Annotated in this window: 23 protein-coding genes and 1 pseudogene; 22 read left to right on the top strand and 2 right to left on the bottom strand. The window is 54.6% G+C overall.

The window, feature by feature from the left end:
* Positions 1 to 214: 214 nt before the first annotated feature.
* From KB892_RS17080 to KB892_RS17000, 16 genes are all read left to right on the top strand, one after another.
* Positions 215 to 787, top strand: a complete 573-nt coding sequence (locus tag KB892_RS17080; protein WP_002896177.1) for a phage baseplate assembly protein V — start codon at positions 215 to 217, stop codon at positions 785 to 787.
* Complete coding sequence (locus tag KB892_RS17075) at positions 784 to 1,146, top strand: GPW/gp25 family protein (protein ID WP_032441567.1); 363 nt, start codon at positions 784 to 786, stop codon at positions 1,144 to 1,146. Before KB892_RS17080 ends, KB892_RS17075 begins: the two co-directional genes overlap by 4 nt.
* The gene (locus KB892_RS17070; protein ID WP_002896182.1) at positions 1,133 to 2,041 is read left to right on the top strand and encodes a baseplate assembly protein; all 909 of its coding nucleotides are present in this window, start codon (positions 1,133 to 1,135) and stop codon (positions 2,039 to 2,041) included. Before KB892_RS17075 ends, KB892_RS17070 begins: the two co-directional genes overlap by 14 nt.
* Positions 2,034 to 2,633, top strand: a complete 600-nt coding sequence (locus tag KB892_RS17065) for a phage tail protein I (RefSeq protein WP_004150856.1) — start codon at positions 2,034 to 2,036, stop codon at positions 2,631 to 2,633. The genes KB892_RS17070 and KB892_RS17065 overlap by 8 nt, the downstream gene beginning before the upstream one ends.
* Before the next feature lies 1 nt (position 2,634).
* Positions 2,635 to 5,586 (top strand): hypothetical protein, encoded by a 2,952-nt coding sequence (locus KB892_RS31200; RefSeq protein ID WP_004152882.1) that lies wholly within the window; start codon positions 2,635 to 2,637, stop codon positions 5,584 to 5,586.
* 3 nt (positions 5,587 to 5,589) lie between these two features.
* On the top strand, positions 5,590 to 6,321 hold the full coding sequence (locus KB892_RS17050; RefSeq protein WP_002896186.1) for a LamG-like jellyroll fold domain-containing protein: 732 nt from the start codon (positions 5,590 to 5,592) through the stop codon (positions 6,319 to 6,321).
* Positions 6,318 to 6,521, top strand: coding sequence for a hypothetical protein (locus KB892_RS17045; protein WP_002896188.1), 204 nt, complete (start codon positions 6,318 to 6,320; stop codon positions 6,519 to 6,521). The genes KB892_RS17050 and KB892_RS17045 overlap by 4 nt, the downstream gene beginning before the upstream one ends.
* 29 nt (positions 6,522 to 6,550) lie before the next feature.
* Positions 6,551 to 7,627 carry a phage tail protein gene (locus KB892_RS17040; protein ID WP_002896191.1) on the top strand — a complete coding sequence of 359 codons (1,077 nt, stop codon included), beginning with the start codon at positions 6,551 to 6,553 and terminating at the stop codon, positions 7,625 to 7,627.
* A gap of 138 nt (positions 7,628 to 7,765) precedes the next feature.
* On the top strand, positions 7,766 to 8,938 hold the full coding sequence (locus KB892_RS17035; protein WP_002896193.1) for a phage tail sheath protein: 1,173 nt from the start codon (positions 7,766 to 7,768) through the stop codon (positions 8,936 to 8,938).
* A 9-nt stretch (positions 8,939 to 8,947) separates the two neighbouring features.
* Positions 8,948 to 9,463: a phage major tail tube protein gene (locus KB892_RS17030; RefSeq protein ID WP_002896201.1), complete on the top strand. Its 516-nt coding sequence runs from the start codon at positions 8,948 to 8,950 to the stop codon at positions 9,461 to 9,463.
* A gap of 52 nt (positions 9,464 to 9,515) precedes the next feature.
* A complete protein-coding gene (locus KB892_RS17025; RefSeq protein ID WP_002896204.1) occupies positions 9,516 to 9,815 on the top strand; it encodes a phage tail assembly protein in 300 nt (99 codons plus the stop codon).
* A 14-nt stretch (positions 9,816 to 9,829) separates the two neighbouring features.
* Positions 9,830 to 9,949, top strand: a complete 120-nt coding sequence (locus KB892_RS17020) for a GpE family phage tail protein (RefSeq protein WP_002896220.1) — start codon at positions 9,830 to 9,832, stop codon at positions 9,947 to 9,949.
* Entirely contained in the window at positions 9,942 to 12,569 is a 2,628-nt protein-coding gene (locus tag KB892_RS17015) for a phage tail tape measure protein (protein WP_002896222.1), read from the top strand. Before KB892_RS17020 ends, KB892_RS17015 begins: the two co-directional genes overlap by 8 nt.
* On the top strand, positions 12,566 to 13,051 hold the full coding sequence (locus tag KB892_RS17010; RefSeq protein WP_002896224.1) for a phage tail protein: 486 nt from the start codon (positions 12,566 to 12,568) through the stop codon (positions 13,049 to 13,051). Before KB892_RS17015 ends, KB892_RS17010 begins: the two co-directional genes overlap by 4 nt.
* Positions 13,048 to 14,148 carry a phage late control D family protein gene (locus KB892_RS17005; RefSeq protein ID WP_002896225.1) on the top strand — a complete coding sequence of 367 codons (1,101 nt, stop codon included), beginning with the start codon at positions 13,048 to 13,050 and terminating at the stop codon, positions 14,146 to 14,148. The genes KB892_RS17010 and KB892_RS17005 overlap by 4 nt, the downstream gene beginning before the upstream one ends.
* A gap of 91 nt (positions 14,149 to 14,239) precedes the next feature.
* Complete coding sequence (locus tag KB892_RS17000) at positions 14,240 to 14,458, top strand: ogr/Delta-like zinc finger family protein (protein ID WP_000972391.1); 219 nt, start codon at positions 14,240 to 14,242, stop codon at positions 14,456 to 14,458.
* A 219-nt stretch (positions 14,459 to 14,677) separates the two neighbouring features.
* Here the strand turns inward: KB892_RS17000 and KB892_RS16995 are convergent, their stop codons facing one another.
* Positions 14,678 to 16,363, bottom strand: coding sequence for an aspartate:alanine antiporter (locus KB892_RS16995; RefSeq protein ID WP_004179131.1), 1,686 nt, complete (start codon positions 16,361 to 16,363; stop codon positions 14,678 to 14,680).
* Positions 16,364 to 16,629: 266 nt separating this feature from the next.
* Here KB892_RS16995 and ybjM point away from each other — a divergent pair, with 266 nt between their 5' ends.
* Entirely contained in the window at positions 16,630 to 17,013 is a 384-nt protein-coding gene (ybjM, locus tag KB892_RS16990) for an inner membrane protein YbjM (protein WP_002896351.1), read from the top strand.
* Positions 17,014 to 17,019: 6 nt separating this feature from the next.
* Here the strand turns inward: ybjM and KB892_RS16985 are convergent, their stop codons facing one another.
* A complete protein-coding gene (locus tag KB892_RS16985) occupies positions 17,020 to 17,283 on the bottom strand; it encodes a GrxA family glutaredoxin (RefSeq protein WP_002896352.1) in 264 nt (87 codons plus the stop codon).
* Between the two features lie 202 nt (positions 17,284 to 17,485).
* On the opposite strand from KB892_RS16985, the gene KB892_RS16980 reads away from it, so the two are divergent.
* From KB892_RS16980 to potF, 5 genes and pseudogenes are all read left to right on the top strand, one after another.
* Positions 17,486 to 17,773 (top strand): YbjC family protein, encoded by a 288-nt coding sequence (locus KB892_RS16980; protein WP_002896354.1) that lies wholly within the window; start codon positions 17,486 to 17,488, stop codon positions 17,771 to 17,773.
* A pseudogene (gene nfsA / locus KB892_RS16975) lies at positions 17,757 to 18,480 on the top strand (nitroreductase NfsA). Before KB892_RS16980 ends, nfsA begins: the two are co-directional and overlap by 17 nt.
* Before the next feature lie 114 nt (positions 18,481 to 18,594).
* Positions 18,595 to 19,497 (top strand): 30S ribosomal protein S6--L-glutamate ligase, encoded by a 903-nt coding sequence (rimK, locus tag KB892_RS16970; protein ID WP_002896363.1) that lies wholly within the window; start codon positions 18,595 to 18,597, stop codon positions 19,495 to 19,497.
* Between the two features lie 88 nt (positions 19,498 to 19,585).
* Entirely contained in the window at positions 19,586 to 20,065 is a 480-nt protein-coding gene (locus tag KB892_RS16965) for a type III secretion system chaperone family protein (RefSeq protein WP_002896365.1), read from the top strand.
* Positions 20,066 to 20,413: 348 nt separating this feature from the next.
* Positions 20,414 to 21,526 carry a spermidine/putrescine ABC transporter substrate-binding protein PotF gene (gene potF / locus KB892_RS16960; protein ID WP_002896368.1) on the top strand — a complete coding sequence of 371 codons (1,113 nt, stop codon included), beginning with the start codon at positions 20,414 to 20,416 and terminating at the stop codon, positions 21,524 to 21,526.
* The last annotated feature ends 34 nt before the right edge of the window (positions 21,527 to 21,560 follow it).

The following is a 21,560-nucleotide window of genomic DNA, read 5'->3' as shown; positions in this document are numbered from 1 at the left end:
TACTAGGGCAGTGGCCAACAAAAGAATGTATATAAAAGTGATTGTTATTCTTCTTGTGCTAATACTTCTTGTGTTTAACTCTTTTAAAGTTTCTAAATAAATTTTTTGTTCTTCGTCCATATCTTTCTCTCTTGCTGTACCAGAAGTATTGTACTGTTGTTCATACAATCTACCTGAACTATCTAAAAAGTCGACAAACAGTCATCCTGATTGGATGAATACTCAACTAACCGAAATCATGCGCCTTATCACTAATCTGATCCGCACCGGCATTGTGACCGAAGTGGACCGGGACAGCTGGCTGTGCCGGGTGAAAACGGGCGACCTCGAAACCAACTGGATTAACTGGCTGACCTACCGTGCAGGTAAATCCCGCACCTGGTGGTGCCCGTCTCCAGGGGAGCAGGTGGTGCTGTTCAGCCTGGGCGGCAATCTGGAGACAGCCTTTGCGCTTCCGGCCATCTACTCCAACGCCTGCCCGCCGCCGTCAGACTCTGAAAGTGCGGACGTGACCGCATACGAGGATGGCGGCTGGTTCGAATACGACCCCGCCACCGGGCGCTGGATTATTCGCGGCGTGAAAAGCGTGCTGATTGAGTCTTCGCAGGTTGTCTCCTGCAAAACCGGTGAGTTTGTGATCGAGGCTGACACCACCCGTATTAACAGCAATGTGATCCTGAATGGCGATGTGACCCACGGCGGCGGCGCGATGACGTCAAACGGCGTCGTTGCTGATAAGCATAAACACCCTGGCGACAGTGGCGGAACGACAGGAGACCCATTTTGACGCTCTATATCGGGATGAGCCGCGATACCGGCAGAGCTATTACGGAATCTGACCACCTGCGTCAGTCGGTGCGTGACATTTTGCTGACCCCGCAAGGGAGCCGGCTTGCGCGCCGGGAGTATGGTTCCCTGCTTTCAGCGCTCATTGACCAGCCGCAAAACCCGGCGCTGCGCCTGCAAATCATGGCTGCGGTGTATGTGGCGCTGCGGCGCTGGGAGCCGCGGCTGCAACTGGACACCATCACGGTTAACAGCAGCAACATGGATGGCGCAATGGTTATTGAGCTGGCAGGCCAGCGTAATGACGGCGTGCCCGTGTCCCTTTCCGTATCGACAGGAGCAGGCAATGGCCGTTATTGACCTTTCCCAGCTGCCGCCGCCGCAAATTGTGGATGTGCCGGATTTTGAAACCCTGCTGACTGAGCGCAAGGCTGAATTTGTCGCGTTATTTCCGGCAGAAGAACAGGAGGCCGTGGCCCGCACCTTAACGCTTGAGTCTGAGCCGGTGGTGAAAATGCTGCAGGAAAATGTGTACCGGGAGTTGCTGCTGCGCCAGAGGATTAACGAGGCAGCGAGAGCCGTGATGGTGGCCTATTCCGGCGGGGATGACCTGGACAATTTAGGCGCAAATAACAACGTACAGCGCCGGGTGATTACAGCTGCAGATGACACCACAACACCACCCACGGAGGCGGTAATGGAATCTGACGCGGATTATCGCCAGCGCATTCCTGCTGCATTTGAGGGGATGAGCGTTGCCGGACCAGTCGGAGCCTATGAATATCACGCGCTTAGCTCGGATGGTCGGGTGGCGGATGCGTCAGCGTTCAGCCCGTCACCGGCAGAAGTCGTGGTGACTATTCTGGCCCGCGACGGCGATGGTACTGCGCCTGAAGACTTACTGCAGGTCGTCGGTGAGGCCCTGAATGATGAGGCTGTGCGGCCAGTGGCGGATCGGGTGAGCGTCCGATCTGCTGAGATTGTCCCCTATGAAATTGATGCGGTTCTTTATGTCTACCCCGGCCCGGCTAAGGAACCCATCCTGGCGGCAGCGAAAGCGCAGGGCACGGCATACATCAACGAGCAGCGTCGCCTGGGGCGTGATGTGCGGTTGTCCGCGATCTATGCCGCGCTGCATGTTCAGGGTGTCCAGCGCGTCGAACTGATAAAGCCACTGACGGACATGGTGCTAGATAAAACGCAGGCGTCATATTGCACCGATTTTAAAGCAGAAATTGGTGGCTCTGATGACTAGCAGCCTGTTGCCGCCGGGGTCGTCTGCGCTGGAGCGCAGGCTGGCGCAAGCCTGTTCAGGTATCAGTGATTTAAACGTGCCGCTGCGTGACCTGTGGAACCCGTGGAAATGCCCGGCAAAGTTTCTGCCGTACCTGGCCTGGGCTTTCTCCGTTGATCGATGGGAGGAAACCTGGACAGAAACCGCTAAGCGGCAGGCAGTAAGTGATGCGTTCTGGATCCATCAGCGAAAAGGAACGGTGGCGGCAGTTAAGCGGGTGATCGAGGGGCTGGGGTATTCGATGACCATTGAGGAATGGTGGGAGGTGGCCGACCCCGCCGGGACGTTTCGGCTTGAGATCGATCTGAATGAAATCGGCATCACTGAGCCGATGATTTATGAGCTTGAGAGGATTATAGGTGATGCCAAACCGGCGAGCAGACACATCTCTCAGATGACATTGTCTACTACCTCTCGCGGTATTGCGCATCTTGGTGCTGCCGCAATTATTGGCGACGAAGTAAGTGTTTATCCGCAGCAATATAAGCCGGGCAACGATATTTTTTACGATGGCCTGATTTTCCATGACGGCAATTATCAGTATGAGGAATGATATGGCGAGCATAAAAGAATTGCCGCGCTGGGAAGATGAGGTCTATCAGATCGCGCGTGGTGATAAAGTAGAAGGTGGTGTCGGTGGTATAGCGAATATGCAGGCGAAGACGCTGGCAGAACGTACCCGGTATCTAAAAAACGTTGTTGAATCTATTCCGGATTACCGCGAATTCACATTTTATAAAACTGAAAATGATCCGGAAGGAAAGTTAGCTGGAATCGCTGAAACCCATGACGGCCAGCTATTTCGTGTTGCTCAGGGGATCGATAGCGAAAACTCTTTTATCTATTATCGGAATGATGATGGTGATGCTGTTCCGGTTGCATGGCAGCCTGGCACAGAGTTAGTCAAAATATTGAGCAACCTGATTAGTGATCAGGGAGATAACCCATTTTCTGTCGTTTTCGATAATGGGCTTTCTCCGTTGGGCTATAAAAATGGACGCTTATACGCTGATGAATTTGAAAAGCTATACTCCTCAGATTCCGGGTTAGAGTTTGGTGGCAGCATAATTGATAATAATCCTCCAGAAGGTTGGAGATTTGTTATTTACTACCGCAACGGGTTAGTGATGTGTGGTCAAAAAGATGACGGCACAATGATCGGTTTTGGTGAGGGGGGGAGCGGTGGCGGTTCTATTGAACCAGGTGATACAGCTCCTGACTATGATTCAATTCGAATGTATTCAGGTACAGCGACAGTGCGTGACGTAGTTGGGAAACGCGCTGGCGGTCGTTTTGTTGTTAATCCGGATGACACCACATCGGAGGAGATCCCCGGAGGGATACTGGTCGATGTGCTGGGGCGTCGATGGTATCGACAGGCTGATTTTGTTTCCTATGATATGTTTCTTGCGCCGCGAATACCCGCAGCGACTCTGTTGTCCGTACAGGTTGCACTGGCAATGGGGAACAGGTCATCAGCAATAGCATACCTCGCAGGAGTGGAGGCAGCAGATAAAGCTATCCAGGCGGCTCACCGCTTTGCGAACATCATGAAAATCCCCGTACGTCAGAATGACGGTGCATTCCTGATGTTGGTTGATCATGAAGCAGAAGTACGAACAAATACCGACCTGTCAGGGGCGATAATTCTTACCTCTGCAAATTCCGGTGTGAACGAGATACGCTGGGGACCTTTACGACTGCTTGACCCTTCAGCACCTGAACCGATGCGCATGTTCAACATAAAAGGTAAACCGCGTATTGAACTGACAGCTGAAGAGTTAGCGACATTTAACGCAACGTATTCAAAGTATCTGAAAAAAGGCTCTCAGTACCTGCCTTATCCGAAACTGTACGCGTATTACGGTGGGATGTTCTATGCGCTGTCGCATGAAGTGGAAATTTACCGCAATGGAGAAAGGAATAAGCCGCGTGACCGCGTGTTATACCGAGAGTTTTCACGTATTGGAAAAAATGGCGCATTGACCGAGAGGATTGTGAAAGACATTCCAGACGGGACGATTGGATATGCCGCCATTATACAGAAAGAAGATGATTTTCTGGAATTTAAATGCCCGCATTTTATTGAACTGGGCGACAGTCGTCGATTCCTGAATATCGAAGTCTCCAGGCCGATGGTGCGCATTAAAAATCTGGTGCATACGTCATGGCAGACTAACGCAACAAGCCTCGAAAGCCGCGTGGTTATTTCTGCGCGAGAGGTTTTTGACGTATTTTGCGAATACGGAGAAACCACTTGTCACCCGGCCGAGAACGGTTCATATGTCATTTGCATTCGTGATACCTGTAACGTGCATATCGATAACTATTACGGACTGCATGGCTGGGGGTTACAGGGGCATCACGGAATAAAGGGTTTATACGGCAACAGAAATACGTTTAACCGCGTTGATTTCCACAGCTTCGGGTACGATGTTTTCTTCAAAGATCTGACTGTGAAAGGCAGGCAAATCAACCTGCAGGGAGGTAATGAGTGGTCGATAGAGAAACTTCGGCTGTATATCACCCGTACCAGTGGCGATGCAGTGGAGTATTTCCTTAACTACGCCATCGGCATGAGGCAGGACTATGCCAGTGACTGTGATGGCATTCTCAATATTGATGGTGTCACGGTGATGTGGGACAGAGGGCTACCCGCATGGTACAACACGACCCGGTCATTTGACCTTGTCAGAATTATCGATACAGCCAACTCTCTTGATCAGGGGATTGACAGCAAATTACCCCCCGTTATCAGAATTCGCAATGTCGTGTTTGACCTTGCCGGCATCCAGACCGGAAGACCGAATGACAATTTTGAGTTCTGCGCTGTTACGGCCTTACGTTCTCAGTTTACCGACTACTCGGTAACCGGACGTAAAACGCTGCTACCCGACAATATCACCGTTGACGGAATGACAGCTATTAACGTTCAGCCCACGCAGAACGCGGTGATGTGCGGCATCAAATTGCCTGCCGACCTCTATCAGAACACTGTGGGCTCACGCAACAAAAAGGGCAGCGACGGGACGAACGCCCGCATAACGCTGCGCAACCTGCACAGCGTTATCAACAATCCGTCTATCGAGCTGGCTGCAGCCCAGACCGTCGATATTCCGGGAAACGCGGCAACCTGGACCGCTGATTACCTGAACAGTGATTACAGCTGGATACCGCGGATTATCCTGGAAAATTGTATCCCGGCAATTATCCATGCTCCTGGCGCAAAAGCTGTTGTCGATATTCATGGCGGCAAGCTGGCGCGGGTCTACACCAACGGCAATAGCAACCGCTGCCGGGTCACTGGTGCTGATATTGAGCTGATACCTGATGCGGCGGGTGTGACCTATTTCGCAGCAGATAAAACGCTGGTGACGGGCTGTTCATGGCTGAACCCGGCCAGTGGTGCAACCTATCCAGGTACGTTACGTGGTTCAGGAAACGAAATGATCGGAGAAAGTGCTAAAGCACCAAACCTTCCTGCAAAAGCTTTTATTGAGGAATAATAAATGGGAAACGGAACGCGTATTTTACTTAACTCGGACGGTGTTATTACTAACTGGGAAAAGCAATATTTTGAACCAGTAAAGTCACCACTGGCAGCAATTGCAAACCCGATCGTGGCTTTTGATTTACTGACTCCTGTAGATAACTCACGACATGGTTTCAGCGTGCAGCAAGGTGTGCAGATCCTGAAAGGGTATGGACTTGAATTTCCTGGTTCCGCCGGTAGCCAGACTACGTTTGCAAAGTCCGGACTGTCCGGACTGTCTTTTCTTACTGCATTTCGGTTAAGCGCAGTTGATGTATTTCAGTACGTGCTTGACTGCAGGGATCTGACACCAGGTACAGGCCATGGTTACGCCATTACGTTTAACCCTGCCGGTCAGCGGCTTGAGCTTCGTGTCGGCTGGCCTGACGGTAGTCAGGGTATCTATTTTCAGGAAGGTAAGACGATTGTTGCGGGGCAATGGTATGTGGCATGCGGTGTCATTTCTCCTAACCGCAATCACAAATTAACGTTGTCAGATGGGACTGCAATTGCTGCAAGCCCTGCGGGTTATCTGTTAAACGTGGCGGGAAACAAGCTAATGCTGGGTGCCAGTGCTGCCGGTTCATCAATGATGAAAGGTGATCTGGCTTTCTTTGGTGCATGGGAAAAAGAATTTACCGCAGGCGACACTCTGACGGCTGTCGCGCTGGGTAAAAACATCATGGCTTTAAGAGGGCAGGCAGTATGACAACCGTAGAAGTACGCATTGAAACAGTTAATGGCAGCATGGTCACTTTTTCGCGTGTATCTGAAAACTGGGTAAATCTGAACCAGTACGAACGGGATGACATTATCAGCGGATGGATAAATGAGGATAAAAACAGCCAGGCCGCATTATCGGCTAGTGATGGATATACCCTGAGCTATCACGTTTTAGCTCAAGAATAGCCGAGGCGCCAGACAGAAAAGGATAAGAGATGAGCACAGCCTTTTATACAAAACTGACCGCGGCGGGAGTTAATGCCATGACTCGCGCAGTCATGAATAATGAACCAATCTCTATTACTGAAATGGCTGTTGGAGATGGTGGCGGTAATAATATTAATCCTGACGGAATGCAGGGACTAGTTAATGAAGTTTACCGCGCTCCGTTAAACAGGCTGGTTATTGCTGATCTGGACAGAAATGTCATCCGGGCAGAAATGCTGATGATGCCCCAGGTTGGCGGATGGTGGCTGCGTGAAGCGGCGTTATTTGATGACAGAGGGATCTGTCTGGCCGTAGCAAGTTTACCTCCATCCTATAAGCCATTGCTGGAACAAGGGGCAGGGCGTATGAGCACGGTGAATATTTACATCACCGTCAACAATATTGCCGATGTGCAACTAATTACTGACCCGGCGATCATTCTGGCAACGATAACTGAGGTTGATAAGGCTAAGGGTGAGGCAAAGGATTACGCCGACGAAATTGTAGGTAACTTAGACAAGAATATTCAGCAGGTGATTGCTGATGCTATAACGGCGGCAAAGCGAGATTTCTGGGAAGATGATAATCCGGTTGGCACCACCCGCTTTTTTAACCAGAACCTCAATCCCAATGAGCGCTGGCCGTGGTCGCAATGGGTGTACACCGGCGAAAACAAAACGATCCGCGTCGGCAGGGCTGACGGTTCGGACGTCGGGCAGACAGGCGGCAGCGATACTGTCACACTCCAGCAGGCTAACCTGCCCGCTGTGCAGGTTAACGTCAGTGGCGAAACCAGTGAACTCCCCGGGCAGGAGCTGACCACCAGGGAGGCGGGACGGCATAAACACAAAGGCGGAATGCTCGCCCCTGGCGAGGCCTGGGATGATAATTACATAGTCGGTTCGGATAACGACAGCCGCCGCACCAGAAATTATACGGATGAGGTGGCCGATCATAGCCATATTGTGGACTTGCCAGCCCACAAACACACGACCACCGGCAAAACCGATAACCTCGGTGAAGGGAAATCATTCAGCGTGGTTGAAGCCCACACACTGCTGATGTGCTGGAGCCGCGTTGCCTGATAAATCCCGGTATCAGTCTGCCCCGATAAGGGGCTTTTTTCTGTCTGCGGTTGTGCCATTGACGGTACAACGGCCATCAACGGCTTGCGGTGCATGATTTCCCTACCATGGGTGAACCCCTAAACAGGAGATTCATTCATGGCGCAAGACTATCACCATGGCGTGCGTGTTGTTGAAGTTAACGACGGCACCCGCTCTATCACGACGGTGAGCACGGCGATTGTGGGCATGGTATGCACCGGCGATGATGCCGATGCCTCAGTGTTCCCGCTCAATAAGCCGGTTCTGCTTACCGATGTACTGACCGCCAGCGGTAAAGCGGGCGAGTCCGGCACGCTGGCCCGCTCACTGGATGCCATCGCAGACCAGGCAAAACCCGTCACCGTTGTGGTGCGTGTTGCCCAGGGCGAAACCGAAGCGGAAACCACCTCCAATATTATCGGCGGCGTAACCGCTGACGGTAAGAAAACGGGCATCAAAGCGCTGCTTTCGGCGCAGTCGCAGCTGGGTTTAAAGCCGCGCATTCTTGGTGTGCCGGGCCATGACACGCAGGCTGTTTCCACTGAACTGTTAAGCGTGGCGCAGAGCCTGCGCGGCTTTGCGTACCTGTCTGCCTACGGTTGTAAAACCGTGGAAGAAGCGATTGCCTACCGCGAAAATTTCAGTCAGCGAGAAGGGATGCTGATCTGGCCTGATTTCATCAACTTTGACACGGTGCTGCAGGCGGATGCGACTGCTTACGCCACTGCCCGCGCGCTGGGTCTGCGTGCAAAAATCGACGAGCAGACCGGCTGGCACAAAACCCTTTCTAACGTGGGCGTCAACGGCGTAACCGGCTTGTCTGCGGATGTGTTCTGGGATCTGCAGGACCCGGCAACCGATGCCGGACTGCTGAACCAGAACGACGTCACCACCTTGATCCGCAAGGATGGTTTCCGCTTCTGGGGTTCCCGCTGCCTGAGCGATGACCCGTTATTCCAGTTTGAAAACTACACCCGTACCGCGCAGGTGCTGGCAGACACCATGGCGGAGGCGCATATGTGGGCGGTGGACATGCCGCTTAACCCTTCGCTGGCTCGCGACATTATCGAAGGTATCCGCGCCAAAATGCGCAGCCTGGTAAATCAGGGCTACCTCATTGGCGGTGATTGCTGGATTGATGACAGTGTGAATGACAAAGACACGCTGAAAGCCGGGAAACTCTGGATCGACTACGACTATACGCCAGTGCCTCCACTGGAAAACCTGATGCTGCGCCAGCGCATCACTGACCGTTACCTGGTGGATTTCACCACCCGCGTAAGCGCATAAGGGGGACCCATGGCCTTACCACGCAAGTTAAAACACCTGAATATTTTTAATGCCGGTAACAACTGGATGGGCATTGCTGAATCCGTCACCCTGCCGAAATTCACCCGCAAGCTGGAAAACTACCGCGGCGGCGGTATGCCCGGTTCAGTCGGTATTGATCTGGGGCTGGATGATGGCGCGCTGGATACGGAAATGACCATCGGCGGCACTGAGGCGCTTCTGTTTAAACAGATGGGCAAAGCCACGGTGGACGGCGTGCAGCTGCGCTTTACCGGGTCTATTCAGCGTGACGACACCGGCGAAGTTCAGGCCGTTGAGCTGGTCGTCCGTGGGCGCCACAAAGAGGTGGATTCCGGCGAGTGGAAAACCGGCGAGAGCAATTCCACCAAGGTCAGCAGCGTTAACTGTTACGCGAAGCTGACCATTAACGGTGAAGTGCTCTATGAGGTCGATGCGATCAACATGATTGAAGTTGTTGATGGTGTTGACCTGATGGAAGAACACCGTAACGCCATCGGTCTGTAATTTTTTCCTGGCGCGCGAGGTCGCGCCAGCCAACCCATAACAGGAAAAGAGCATGAGTGAGAAAACAGAAGCAACGGTGAAACTGGATAGCCCGATTAAGCGTGGTGATACCACGATTACGGAAATTATGCTGCGTAAGCCGCAATCCGGCGCGCTGCGCGGTACGCGACTGCAGGCGGTGATGGAGATGGACGTGGCCTCAATGATGACCGTGATCCCCCGCATCTCCACGCCAACGCTGACCCCGCAGGAAATGGCGGACCTCGACCCGGCAGACCTGGCCGCGATGTCTGTCGAGGTGGTCCTTTTTTTGTTGCCGAAGTCGGCACTTGCCGATTTGCCGACAGCCTGACGGTAGATGACCTGGTGGCGGATATCGCCACGATCTTTCACTGGCCGCCGTCCGTCACTGACGTTATGCCGCTGACGGAAGTGCTGGAGTGGCGGCACAGAGCGATAATGCGTAGCGGGGCCAGCGATGAGTGATAAAAACCTGCGCCTGCAGGTGGTTCTGAATGCGGTTGATAAACTCACCCGCCCTTTAAAAAATGCGCTGGCTGGCTCGAAGGAGCTGGCCTCCGGCATCCGGCAGACCCGTGATCAGCTTAAACGGCTTAACGACGCGGGGAGCCAGTTAAAATCTTTTGATCAACTCTCACAGAGTCTGAACCGGACCAGCAACGAGCTGGACCAGGCGCGGCTGCGTGCGCAGATGATGACGCGCGAACTGGCAGCGCTCGAATCCCCCACGAAAAAACAGACGCAGGCGCTTGAGGCGCAATGGCGCGCCGTATCACGCCTGGAACAAAAGCAGCAGCAGGAAACGCGGCAGATGGCGGCAACCAGGGCGGAGCTGTACCGCCTTGGCATCTCTGCGGGCGGCGGTGCCCGTGAAACAGCCCGCATTACCCGCGAAACTGATCGCTATAACCAGCAGCTGGCAGAGCAGGAGCGGCGCTTGCGGGACGTGGGCGAGCGCCAGCGCAAGCTGAATGCGATCAGGGCCAAAGCTGACAAGATGCGCGACGTGCGTAACAACCTGGCGGGGAACGGTGCCGGGATGATGGCCGCCGGGGTGACAACGGGCGCGACGCTGCTGGCGCCTATTCGCGCCTACTCGGAATCAGAGAACGCCGCAAACCAGCTGGCAGGCTCAATGATGGGGCCGGGCGGAAAGGTGGCGCCTGAGTTCATGAAACTAAACAAACTGGCAATAGCCCTGGGTGACCGGCTGCCCGGCACCACGGCAGACTTTCAGAACATGATGACCATGTTACGTCGTCAGGGGATGTCAGCGCAGGTTATCCTGGGCGGGCTGGGTGAGTCGGCGGCTTACCTTGGCGTGCAGCTGCAGATGGCGCCGACGGAGGCTGCAGAGTTTGCCGCAAAATTGCAGGACGCCACGCAGACCACCGAAAAAGACATGATGAGCCTGATGGATCTTATCCAGCGTGGTTTTTATGCGGGCGTAGACCCCGGGAATATGCTGCAGGGTTTCGCAAATATCAGCAGCGCTATGGACATTATCAAGCAGAAGGGCCTGGATGCTGCAAAAACCTTCAGTCCGCTTCTCGTCATGGCCGATCAGGCGGGGATGGCTGGAGAGTCAGCGGGTAATGCCTACCGTAAAATTTTTCAGGCCACGCTGGATGCGAAAAATATTAAGGGCATAAACGACGGGCTGAAAGGAAAGGGCATCAAGTTCGATTTCTCCGACGGGAAAGGCGGATTTGGTGGTCTGGAAAAGATGTACGCGCAGTTAGAAAAGCTTGAAAAACTAAATCCTGAAACGAAATTTGCAACGATGAAAGCCCTGTTTGGTAATGATAATGAGGTGCTAAAAGCGCTGAATACCATGATGTCAAAAGGCATGGCGGGCTATCGTGAAACCGTCGCTAAACTGGAGAGCCAGGCAACTCTGCGCGAGCGCGTCGAGGCGTCCCTGAATACCTTAGGCAACAAATGGGAAGCCGCTGGCGGCTCTTTTACTAACGCCATGGCAAGCATCGGAGAAACCGTCGCTCCAGTGCTGAAAAATATAGCGGACTGGCTGGGTAATCTGGCGTCCGCGCTGGATGGTTTTGTGAAGCGTCATCCGCAACTGACGGCGGCGCTATTTAAAATTGCGGCCGTATTTGCCGTGGTAGCTACCGCAGCGGGTGTGGTGTCACTGGCCCTGGCATCCATTTTGGGTCCTATGGCGGTACTGCGGGTAAGTGCTGGCATTCTCCAGCTGATATTTGCTTCTGCGTTTGGTCTGGTCACAAGAGTAATTGGCGGTGCAGGCCAGGCGGTCATCTGGTTAGGCCGGTTGATGATGGCTAACCCCATTCTGGCGATAGTTGGCCTGATTGCGATGGGAGCCATCTATATCTGGCAGAACTGGGAAACGCTGGGGCCGAAGTTTAAAGCACTCTGGGATGCCATCACGTCAGGGGTGTCAGTAGCCTGGACTGTGATTAAGCAGACCATAAGCAGCAAATGGGATGAAATTCTGAGTGATGTTGCCGCGCTGGCCGCAAAGTTTAAAGCAGTGGGCGGGGCGATCATTGACGGCATCCTGAGCGGTATCAATGAGAAGTGGGAAACGCTTAAGAGCAAGCTGGCATCGGTCAAAAGCTATCTGCCGGACTGGATGACCGGCGGGGACAAATCGCCAGGCGCACCTCAGCAGAAAGGGCCGAGCGGATTTTTCGCGGGGATGTATGACGGCGGCGGCTATATTCCACACGGGAAGGTGGGCATTGCTGGCGAGAATGGCCCGGAGCTGATTAACGGCCCGGCCTATGTGACCAGCCGCAGGAGAACGGCCGCGCTGGCGTCCGTAGTCGCCGGAATGATGGGGGGAGCAATGCCAGCAGAGGCCGCCCCGCTTCATCCCATGAGTCTGCCGGCAGCTTCATACCGTCCTGTAACTGATAAGCTAGCAGGCAGCCAGCCTGTATTCCAGTTTGAAACCCATGCGCAAATTATTATCCAGGCTCTGCCCGGTCAGAGTGCGCAGGATATTGCGCAGGAAGTTGCACGGCAGCTTGATGCGCGCGAGCGACGCATGAAGGCGAAGGCCCGCAGCAATTTCAGTGATCAAGGGGGGTACGATTCATGATGATGGTCCTGGGCTTATTTGTGTTTCAGCTGCGCACGGTTCCCTATCAGCAACTGCAGTATCAGCGGAACTGGCGCCATGTGACCAACAACCGCGTTAATCGCCGTCCGACAACGCAATTTTTGGGGCCAGATAACGATCAGCTGACGCTCTCCGGCGTCCTCATGCCGGAAGTGACCGGCGGCCGGTTGTCGTTGCTGGCGCTGGAGCTGATGGCAGAGCAGGGGAAGGCGTGGCCCCTGATTGAAGGCAGCGGCACGATTTACGGCATGTATGTGATTGAGGGACTGAATCAGACTAAAACGGAGTTTTTCCGCGACGGTATGCCGCGCAGGATTGAGTTCACCCTGTCGCTAAAACGCGTGGATGAATCCCTGTCCGATATGTTCGGTGATCTCAGTGCGCAACTGAATAATCTGCAGGGAACGGAAACATCTGCCTTAAGCGATATCAGTAAAACGGTGGGAGGGCTGCTGTCGTGAATTTCAGCTCTGAACTGCTTAACAAAGGCAACAAAACTCCGGCATTCAGCATCAGTATTGAAGGCAGGGATATCACCACTGTGCTGGACAACCGCCTGATGGGGCTGACGCTGACGGATAACCGGGGATTTGAAGCGGACCAGCTTGATCTGGAGCTGGACGACGCCGATGGAAAAATCGTGCTGCCGCGCCGTGGTGCGGTCATTACGCTGGCGCTGGGCTGGAAGGGGCAGCCGCTTTTCCCGAAAGGGGCATTCACGGTGGACGAGATTGAACACACTGGCGCACCGGACCGCCTGACTATCCGGGCGCGAAGTGCTGATTTTCGGGAAACCCTGAATACCCGCCGTGAAAAATCGTGGCATAACACCACCATCGGGGAAGTGGTGAAGGAAATAGCCGCGCGGCACAAGCTGAAGATGGCACTGGGTAAAGAGCTGTCGGATAAGCCCGTGGAGCATATAGACCAGACTAATGAGAGTGACGGCAGTTTTCTGATGCGACTGGCGCGACAGTACGGTGCCATCGCGTCGGTGAAAAATGGCAATCTGTTATTCATCCGGCAGGGGCAGGGCAAAAGCGCCACTGGTAAACCACTGCCAGTGATCACTATCACACGCAAGGACGGCGACAGTCACCGCTTTACCCTGGCAGATCGCGGAGCCTACACGGGCGTAATTGCCAGCTGGTTGCATACCCGTGAACCTGCGAAGAAAGAAAGCACCACGGTGAAGCGTAAGCGCAGAACTAAGAAGCAGAAGAAAGAGCCGGAAGCGAAGCAGGGCGATTACCTGGTGGGTACGGATGAAAATGTGCTGGTACTTAATCGCACTTATGCCAACCGGAGCAACGCCGAACGAGCGGCGAAAATGCAGTGGGAACGCCTGCAACGCGGCGTTGCGTCATTCTCGCTACAACTGGCGGAAGGGCGGGCAGATCTCTACACGGAAATGCCAGTGAAAGTCAGTGGCTTTAAACAGCCGATAGATGATGCGGAATGGACTATTACCACCCTGACGCATACTGTCAGCCCGGATAACGGTTTTACGACCAGTCTGGAGCTTGAAGTGAAGATTGATGATTTCGAAATGGAATGATTCTTCGCAATGGAGAACTTTTAAGTTTTCAAAATGGAATAATGCGGTATCATTATTGTGAATTTAGCAAAAATGGGGAGAACTCGAAAAAATGATGATTTGCCCACTGTGTGGAAGTGCCGCCCATACTCGCAGCAGTTTTCAGGTATCTTCATTGACCAAAGAGCGTTACAACCAGTGCCAGAACATTAACTGCAGCCATACTTTTGTTACCCATGAAACTTTTGTTCGTTCGATTGCAACGCCAAAAGAGTCAAATCCGGTTCAGCCGCATCCAATGAAATCAGGACAGGTGGCGCTCTCTCTTTGACGCTGCCGCCATTTTGTCGCCATCGTTAAAAAAAGTGCTTCTAACATCATGATTTTAAACGGTATAAATTTCAGGCAACAAAAAACCCATCAACCTTGAACCGAAGTGGCGGGGTTGATGGGCTCCACAAAATGGGGACATCAAAGAAAAGCAGTGGCATTACTTATGACTGATGCCCTGAGAAAAAGTTCTGCCTGTGACGGCTTTTTTCTCAAAAAATTATTGTAGCCCTGGCCAGATGATCACGATGAGCGTCCCGGCAAGGGTAAGCAGCACGTTGGCGATGGCGTAGGTGCCTGCGTAGCCGAGCGCGGGAATGTTGCTGCGCGCGGTATCGCTGATGATCTCCATCGCCGGGGCGCAGGTGCGGGCTCCCATCATGGCGCCGAACAGCATCGCCCGGTTCATGCGCAGCACGTAGGCGCCGAACAGGAAGCAGATCACCACCGGCACCAGGCTGACGATAAGCCCTGCCGCCAGCATCTGGCCGCCGACGGCGCCCAGCCCGTTATTGATCCCGGCCCCGGCGCTGAGACCGACTCCGGCCATAAACACCATCAGACCAAACTCTTTCACCATGTTCAGCGCCCCCTGCGGGATATAGCCGAAGGTTGGGTGGTTGGCGCGCAGGAAGCCAAGCATGATGCCGGCGAACAGCAGGCCGGCGGCGTTGCCGATGCCGAAGCTGAAGGAGCTGAACTGGAAGGTGATCATGCCGATCATCAGGCCAACGATAAAGAAGGCGCAGAAGGCCAGCAGATCGGTCACCTGGCTGTGAATGGAGATAAAGCCGATGCGGTCGGCCACGGTTTTTACGCGGCGGGCGTCGCCGCTGACCTGCAGCACGTCGCCTTTGTTCAGTACGACGTTATCGTCGATAGGCATCTCGATCTGGCTGCGAATAACCCGGTTTAAGAAGCAGCCGTGGTCGGTAAGCTTGAGCTGCGCCAGGCGGCGGCCGACGGCGTTGTGGTTTTTGACCACTATCTCTTCAGTGACGATGCGCATGTCGAGCAGATCGCGGTCGAACACCTCTTTACCGTTGCGGAAGCTCGGGTCGAGGCGGGCGTGGGCGTCCGGGTAGCCCACCAGCGCAATATCGTCACCCATCTGCAGCACCGCGTCGCCGTCCGGGTTGGCCAGAATGCCGTTGCGACGAATGCGTTCAATATAGCAGCCGGTCTGGCGGTAAATACCCAGTTCGCGCAGATTTTTGCCATCCGCCCAGGCCACCAGCTCCGGGCCGACGCGGTAGGCGCGGATCACCGGCAGGTAGACTTTACGTTTGGAATCGGTATCGAGGCCGCGCTCGCGGGCGATTTGCTGGGCGCTGGTCTGCAGATCCTGATGCTGCAGCTTGGGCATATAGCGGGCGCCGACGATCAGGCTCACCAGACCAACCAGATAGGTCAGGGCATAGCCGAGGCTCAGATGGTCAAGCGACTGCGCCAGCTGATCGCTGGGCAGGCCGAAATGGCGCAGGGTGTCGCCCGCGCCCACCAGCACCGGGGTGGAGGTCATGGCGCCTGCCAGCATACCGGCGGTGAGCCCGATATCCCAGCCGAACACTTTACCCAGCACCATGGCGATCAGCATCGCGCTGCCGACCATCACCAGCGCCAGCATCAGGTAGTTTTTCCCGTCGCGGAAAAAAATAGAAAAAAAGTTGGGCCCGGCTTCTACGCCAACGCAAAAAATAAACAGCATAAAGCCGAGATTAAGGGCATCGGTGTTAATCGCGAAATGCTGCTGGCCTAATAATAGAGAAACGACTAAAACGCCAATGGAATTACCAAGTTGTACTGAGCCGAGACGCAGTTTTCCCAGGCATAGTCCTAATGCAAGTACAACGAATAATAACAGGATGTAATTCCCGTTTAACAAATCTGCGACGTTTATATTCACGAAAGCCAACTTCTCATTTACTAGTAAGTTGTTGAAGGAAATGGTTATTTGGTCTAAGGTTGCTCAGGCGTTCGCGTTGTCGCGAACCTATTCTGGCACCCTGTTATAACCAGCAAAAATATACCGCTAGTTTAATCCTTCCTGGATGCGGCGGCTAGTGACAATCGTTTTTAGGCTGGTAGGGGAGTTATTGGCATGGATTGCCGAAATGCTTTATCTGACTGGGCGACGTGGACGTGAGTTAGAGGCAACATCAGGAGGATACGGTGAAATCTGAGCGTAGTTGGGCCGGCATTATCTGTGGCTTCGTTCTGTTCATTGTGGTGTGCTTATCGTTGTTGTTACATATGAAAGGGGCATTTCGCGCCAGCGGCAACCCGGAGCTGGGCCTGCTCTTCTTTTTGCTGCCAGGGGCGGCGGCGAGCTGTCTCTCTCCTGGACGGCGGGTGCTGCGTCCTTTGCTCGGCGCGATACTGGCGGCGCCGGTCTGCATGGTGACGATGCGGCTGTTCTTCGTGACCCACCGGACGTTCTGGCAGGAGATGGCGTGGGTGTTGAGCGCCGTGTTCTGGTGCGCGCTTGGGGCATTGTGCTTTTTGTTTATCTGCGCCTGGCTTGATACCTGGCGCAGTCATTCATCGAGCAAATAAATTGACTCAGGCAAACAGGCCGAGATTCTCTTTTGCCCAGGCTTCAAAATCGGTGCAGCCGCCGATGTGTTTCTGGTCGACGAAAATCTGCGGCACGGTTTCAACCGGTTTGCCAACGGTTTTTTCCAGGTCAGCTTTGCTGATGCCTTCGGCATGAATATCCACGTAGCGGTAGTTGAAATCATCACGCTCGTTGGTCAGTTTTTCTGCCAGTTCTTTAGCGCGAACGCAGTAAGGGCAGCCTGGACGACCAAAAATAACGGTAAACATTGCTTCTCTCCTTAAACCTCAGCCGGATGGCGAATGGCGCTTATGATGCCTGCAACGGGCGGGGAGGGAAAGAAGGTTCTGCCTTTTACTTCGATGGTTTACGGCTATGTTTGATAAATGTCGGACTGTCAAAACACGTATACTGGCCCGACGGCGCGGTGGAATTGGCTGGCGCGCCGCGTTTATCAACCGGAGAGGCGTGATGCGAAAATTTGCCCCATTGCCGAAAAGCATTCTGCTGGTTGAGATCCTCGGGATGGGGCTGTTAACCCTCGCCTGGCTCTCCCTTAACCAGTATGTCCAGCTGCCTGCGCCCATTGCCAGCCCGACCGCGGCGCTGGTGATGCTCTTTGCCGGGATCGTGCTGATGATCCCCGCCGCCCTCGTCGTTATGTGGCGGGTGGCGCAGATCGTGGCCCCGCAGTTAACGCACTCTCCTAAGCCTGAATCCTTGTCTGACAGAGAAAAACGAAATGACGCCGACCATTGAGCTGCTGCGCAGCCACCGTTCTATCCGCCACTTCACCGATGCCCCCGTGAGCGGACGAACAGCGCGCGGCGATTATCGCCAGCGCGCAAGCGGCATCTACCTCGAGTTTTTTACAGTGCACCTCCATCATCCGTATTACTGACCCGGCCCTGCGTGAACGTCTGGTCCCGCTGACCGGCGGCCAGCAGCACGTCGCCCAGGCGGCGGAGTTTTGGGTCTTCTGCGCCGACTTTAATCGCCACCTGCAGATCTGCCCACAGGCGCAGCTGGGGCTGGCGGAACAGCTGCTGATCGGCGTTGTCGATACGGCGCTGCTGGCGCAAAACGCGCTGACCGCCGCCGAGTCCCTTGGACTAGGGGGCGTCTATATCGGCGGGTTGCGCAACAGCATTGAGGCCGTCACAGAGCTGCTGGAGCTGCCGCAGCACGTCCTGCCGCTGTTCGGTCTTTGCCTTGGCTGGCCGGCGGATAACCCGGACATCAAGCCGCGGATGCCGGCGGCCATGCTGGTGCATGAGAACCGCTATCAGCCGCTGGATAACGCGCTGCTGGCGGAGTATGACGAACAGCTGGCGCACTATTATCTGTCGCGCGGCAGCAACGCCCGCCGCGATACCTGGAGCGACCATATCCGGCGCACTATCGTGAAAGAGAGTCGTCCGTTTATTCTTGACTATCTGCATAAGCAGGGGTGGGCAACGCGCTGATTACGTGTACACTGCTGCTCCGGCCAGGTGATATCCGCCGCCGGCCGCAGGAAAGGTGAAAGTGTGTTCGATAGCTGAGGCCCGCCAGAGCGGGTCTTTTCGCAGAGGTGCAGGATGAAAATTGCCATATTATCCCGGGATGGAACGCTTTATTCATGTCGGCGCCTGCGCGAAGCAGCGCAACAGCGCGGTCATCAGATCGAGATCCTCGATCCGCTTTCCTGTTATATGAACGTCAGCCCGGTGGCCTCGTCGATCCACTACAAAGGGCGTCAGCTGCCGCACTTTGATGCGGTGATCCCGCGCATTGGCTCGGCGATCACCTACTATGGCACCGCGGCCCTGCGCCAGTTTGAGCTCCTGGGAAGCTATCCGCTGAATGAGTCGGTCGCCATCACCCGCGCTCGCGATAAGCTGCGCTCGCTGCAGCTGCTGGCGCGCCAGGGCATCGATCTGCCATTGACCGGCATCGCTCACTCCCCGGATGACACCAGCGATCTGATCGCCATGGTGGGCGGCGCGCCGCTGGTGGTGAAGCTGGTGGAGGGCACCCAGGGGATCGGCGTGGTGCTGGCGGAGACCCGCCAGGCGGCGGAGAGCGTGATCGACGCCTTTCGCGGACTGAACGCTCATATTCTGGTGCAGGAATACATTGCCGAAGCGAAAGGGTGCGATATCCGCTGCCTGGTGGTCGGCAATGAGGTGGTGGCGGCGATCGAGCGGCGGGCGAAAGAGGGGGATTTCCGCTCTAACCTGCACCGCGGCGGCATGGCCACGGTGGCGCAGATTAGCGACGAGGAGCGGGCCATTGCCATCAAGGCAACGCAAACTCTCGGGCTGGACGCCGCCGGTGTCGATATTTTACGCGCCGCCCGCGGGCCGCTGGTGATGGAGGTGAATGCCTCGCCGGGGCTGGAAGGGGTGGAAACCACCACCGGCGTGGATGTCGCCGGCAAGATGATCGCCTGGATCGAGCGCCAGGCGACGCCGGAATTCTGTTTGAAAATAGGCGGCTAACCGCCGGATGCAAGACGGCCATGGTATGCGGCGCTTTTTTTGCGTAAGCTATGGCGTCGTTTTTCCACTGTAAGAGGTCACAGGCACTATGGATTCACTGGTCGTTCCAGGTCTGGATACGCTACGTCGCTGGCTGGACGAGATCGGCATCAGCTTTTTTGAGTGCGATTCCTGTCAGGCATTGCACCTGCCGCATATGCAGAATTTCGACGGTATTTTTGATGCCAAAATTGACCTGGTGGACAACGTGGTGCTCTTTTCCGCCCTGGCGGAGGTGAAGCCGTCTGCCCTGCTGGCGCTGTCGGCGGATCTCTCGGCCATCAACGCCAGCTCGTTAACCGTGAAGGCGTTTATCGACATTCAGGACGATAATTTGCCCAAGCTGGTGGTTTGCCAGTCGCTGTCTATCGGCCCAGGGGTGACCATGGAGCAGTTCGCCTGGTTCTTCCGCCAAAGCGAAGAGCAGATCTCGATGGTAATCCTCGAAGCCGGCGCAAATCAGCTGCTGTACAAAGGCGAAGAAGAAGAGCCTGCGGCGGAAAACGTGCAATACCATTTTCTTCACTAAACCTGCCTAAAATTAGCGCAGCCACTACCGCAGCGGCTGCGTATTACCCGCTTTTATTCTGCATTTAACCTTTCTTTAAAGCATTATTCACCGCCATTCAGGCCGTTTTGGCTTATCACGTAGACCGTTATTGCATAAAAATTTGATAAAAGGCGTTTTTTTACCTGGGCTATAGCCTCTTATTCTGGCTACAGTTATTCTGGCGATGCTTCCAGTTGCGAGCAACCACTCCGGGAGAGATCCGCTCTCCTTTTCTCAGGCAATGAAAAAATATGCATGATTTTTGCATGCGTAGAAATGCGTATATTTGAGCCCGTAAGTTAACGGGCGTTGAGAAGGAAAAGAGATATGACCGCCTTTGGTAAAAAATGGTTAACAGGTCTGGTTACGGGTGCGCTGATGGCCGTCTCTGCCGGTTCGCTCGCCGCCGAACAAAAAACCCTGCATGTTTATAACTGGTCTGATTATATCGCGCCGGACACGGTAGCGAATTTCGAAAAAGAGACCGGGATTAAAGTGGTGTATGACGTTTTTGATTCCAACGAAGTGCTGGAAGGCAAATTAATGGCGGGTAGCACCGGTTTCGACCTGGTGGTGCCGTCGGCAAGCTTCCTCGAACGCCAGCTGGCGGCGGGCGTGTTCCAGCCGCTGGATAAAAGTAAGCTGCCCAACTGGAAGAACCTTGACCCCGAAGTGCTGAAGCTGGTCGCCAAGCATGACCCGGAGAATAAATACGCCATGCCTTACCTGTGGGCGACGACGGGCATTGGCTACAACGTGGATAAGGTGAAAGCCGTTCTCGGCAAAGATGCGCCGGTGGACAGCTGGGATCTGGTGCTGAAGCCGGAGAACCTCGAAAAACTGAAAAGCTGCGGCGTCTCCTTCCTCGACGCGCCGGAAGAGATTTTTGCCACCGTGCTGAACTACCTCGGCAAAGATCCGAACAGCAGCAAAGCGGATGATTACACCGGCCCGGCGACCGATCTGCTGCTGAAGCTGCGGCCGAACATTCGCTACTTCCACTCTTCGCAATATATTAACGACCTTGCCAATGGCGACATCTGCGTGGCGATCGGCTGGGCAGGGGACGTCTGGCAGGCGGCCAACCGCGCGAAAGAGGCGAAGAACGGCGTCAATGTCTCCTACTTTATTCCGAAGGAAGGCGCGCTGGCGTTCTTTGACGTCTTTGCCATGCCGGCCGACGCGAAGAATAAAGATGAAGCCTATCAGTTCCTTAACTATCTGATGCGTCCGGACGTCATCGCCAAAATCAGCGACCAGGTGTTCTACGCCAACGGCAACAAGGCTTCCACACCGCTGGTCAGCGAGACTATCCGTAACAACCCGGCGATTTATCCGCCAGCGGATGTGTTCGCCAAACTGTTCACGCTGAAGGTGCAGGATCCGAAGATTGACCGCGTGCGCACCCGCGCGTGGACCAAAGTGAAGAGCGGCAAATAATTCCTGACGGCCCGTCGAACACGGGCCAAATCAG

Origin of the sequence: Klebsiella sp. P1927 (genome assembly GCF_018204675.1) — a bacterium.
In the GTDB taxonomy this organism is placed as follows: Bacteria; Pseudomonadota; Gammaproteobacteria; order Enterobacterales; family Enterobacteriaceae; genus Klebsiella; species Klebsiella pneumoniae.
The sequence above is the reverse complement of the archived record's forward strand: the minus strand, read 5'-3'. Positions and strand labels throughout refer to the sequence as shown.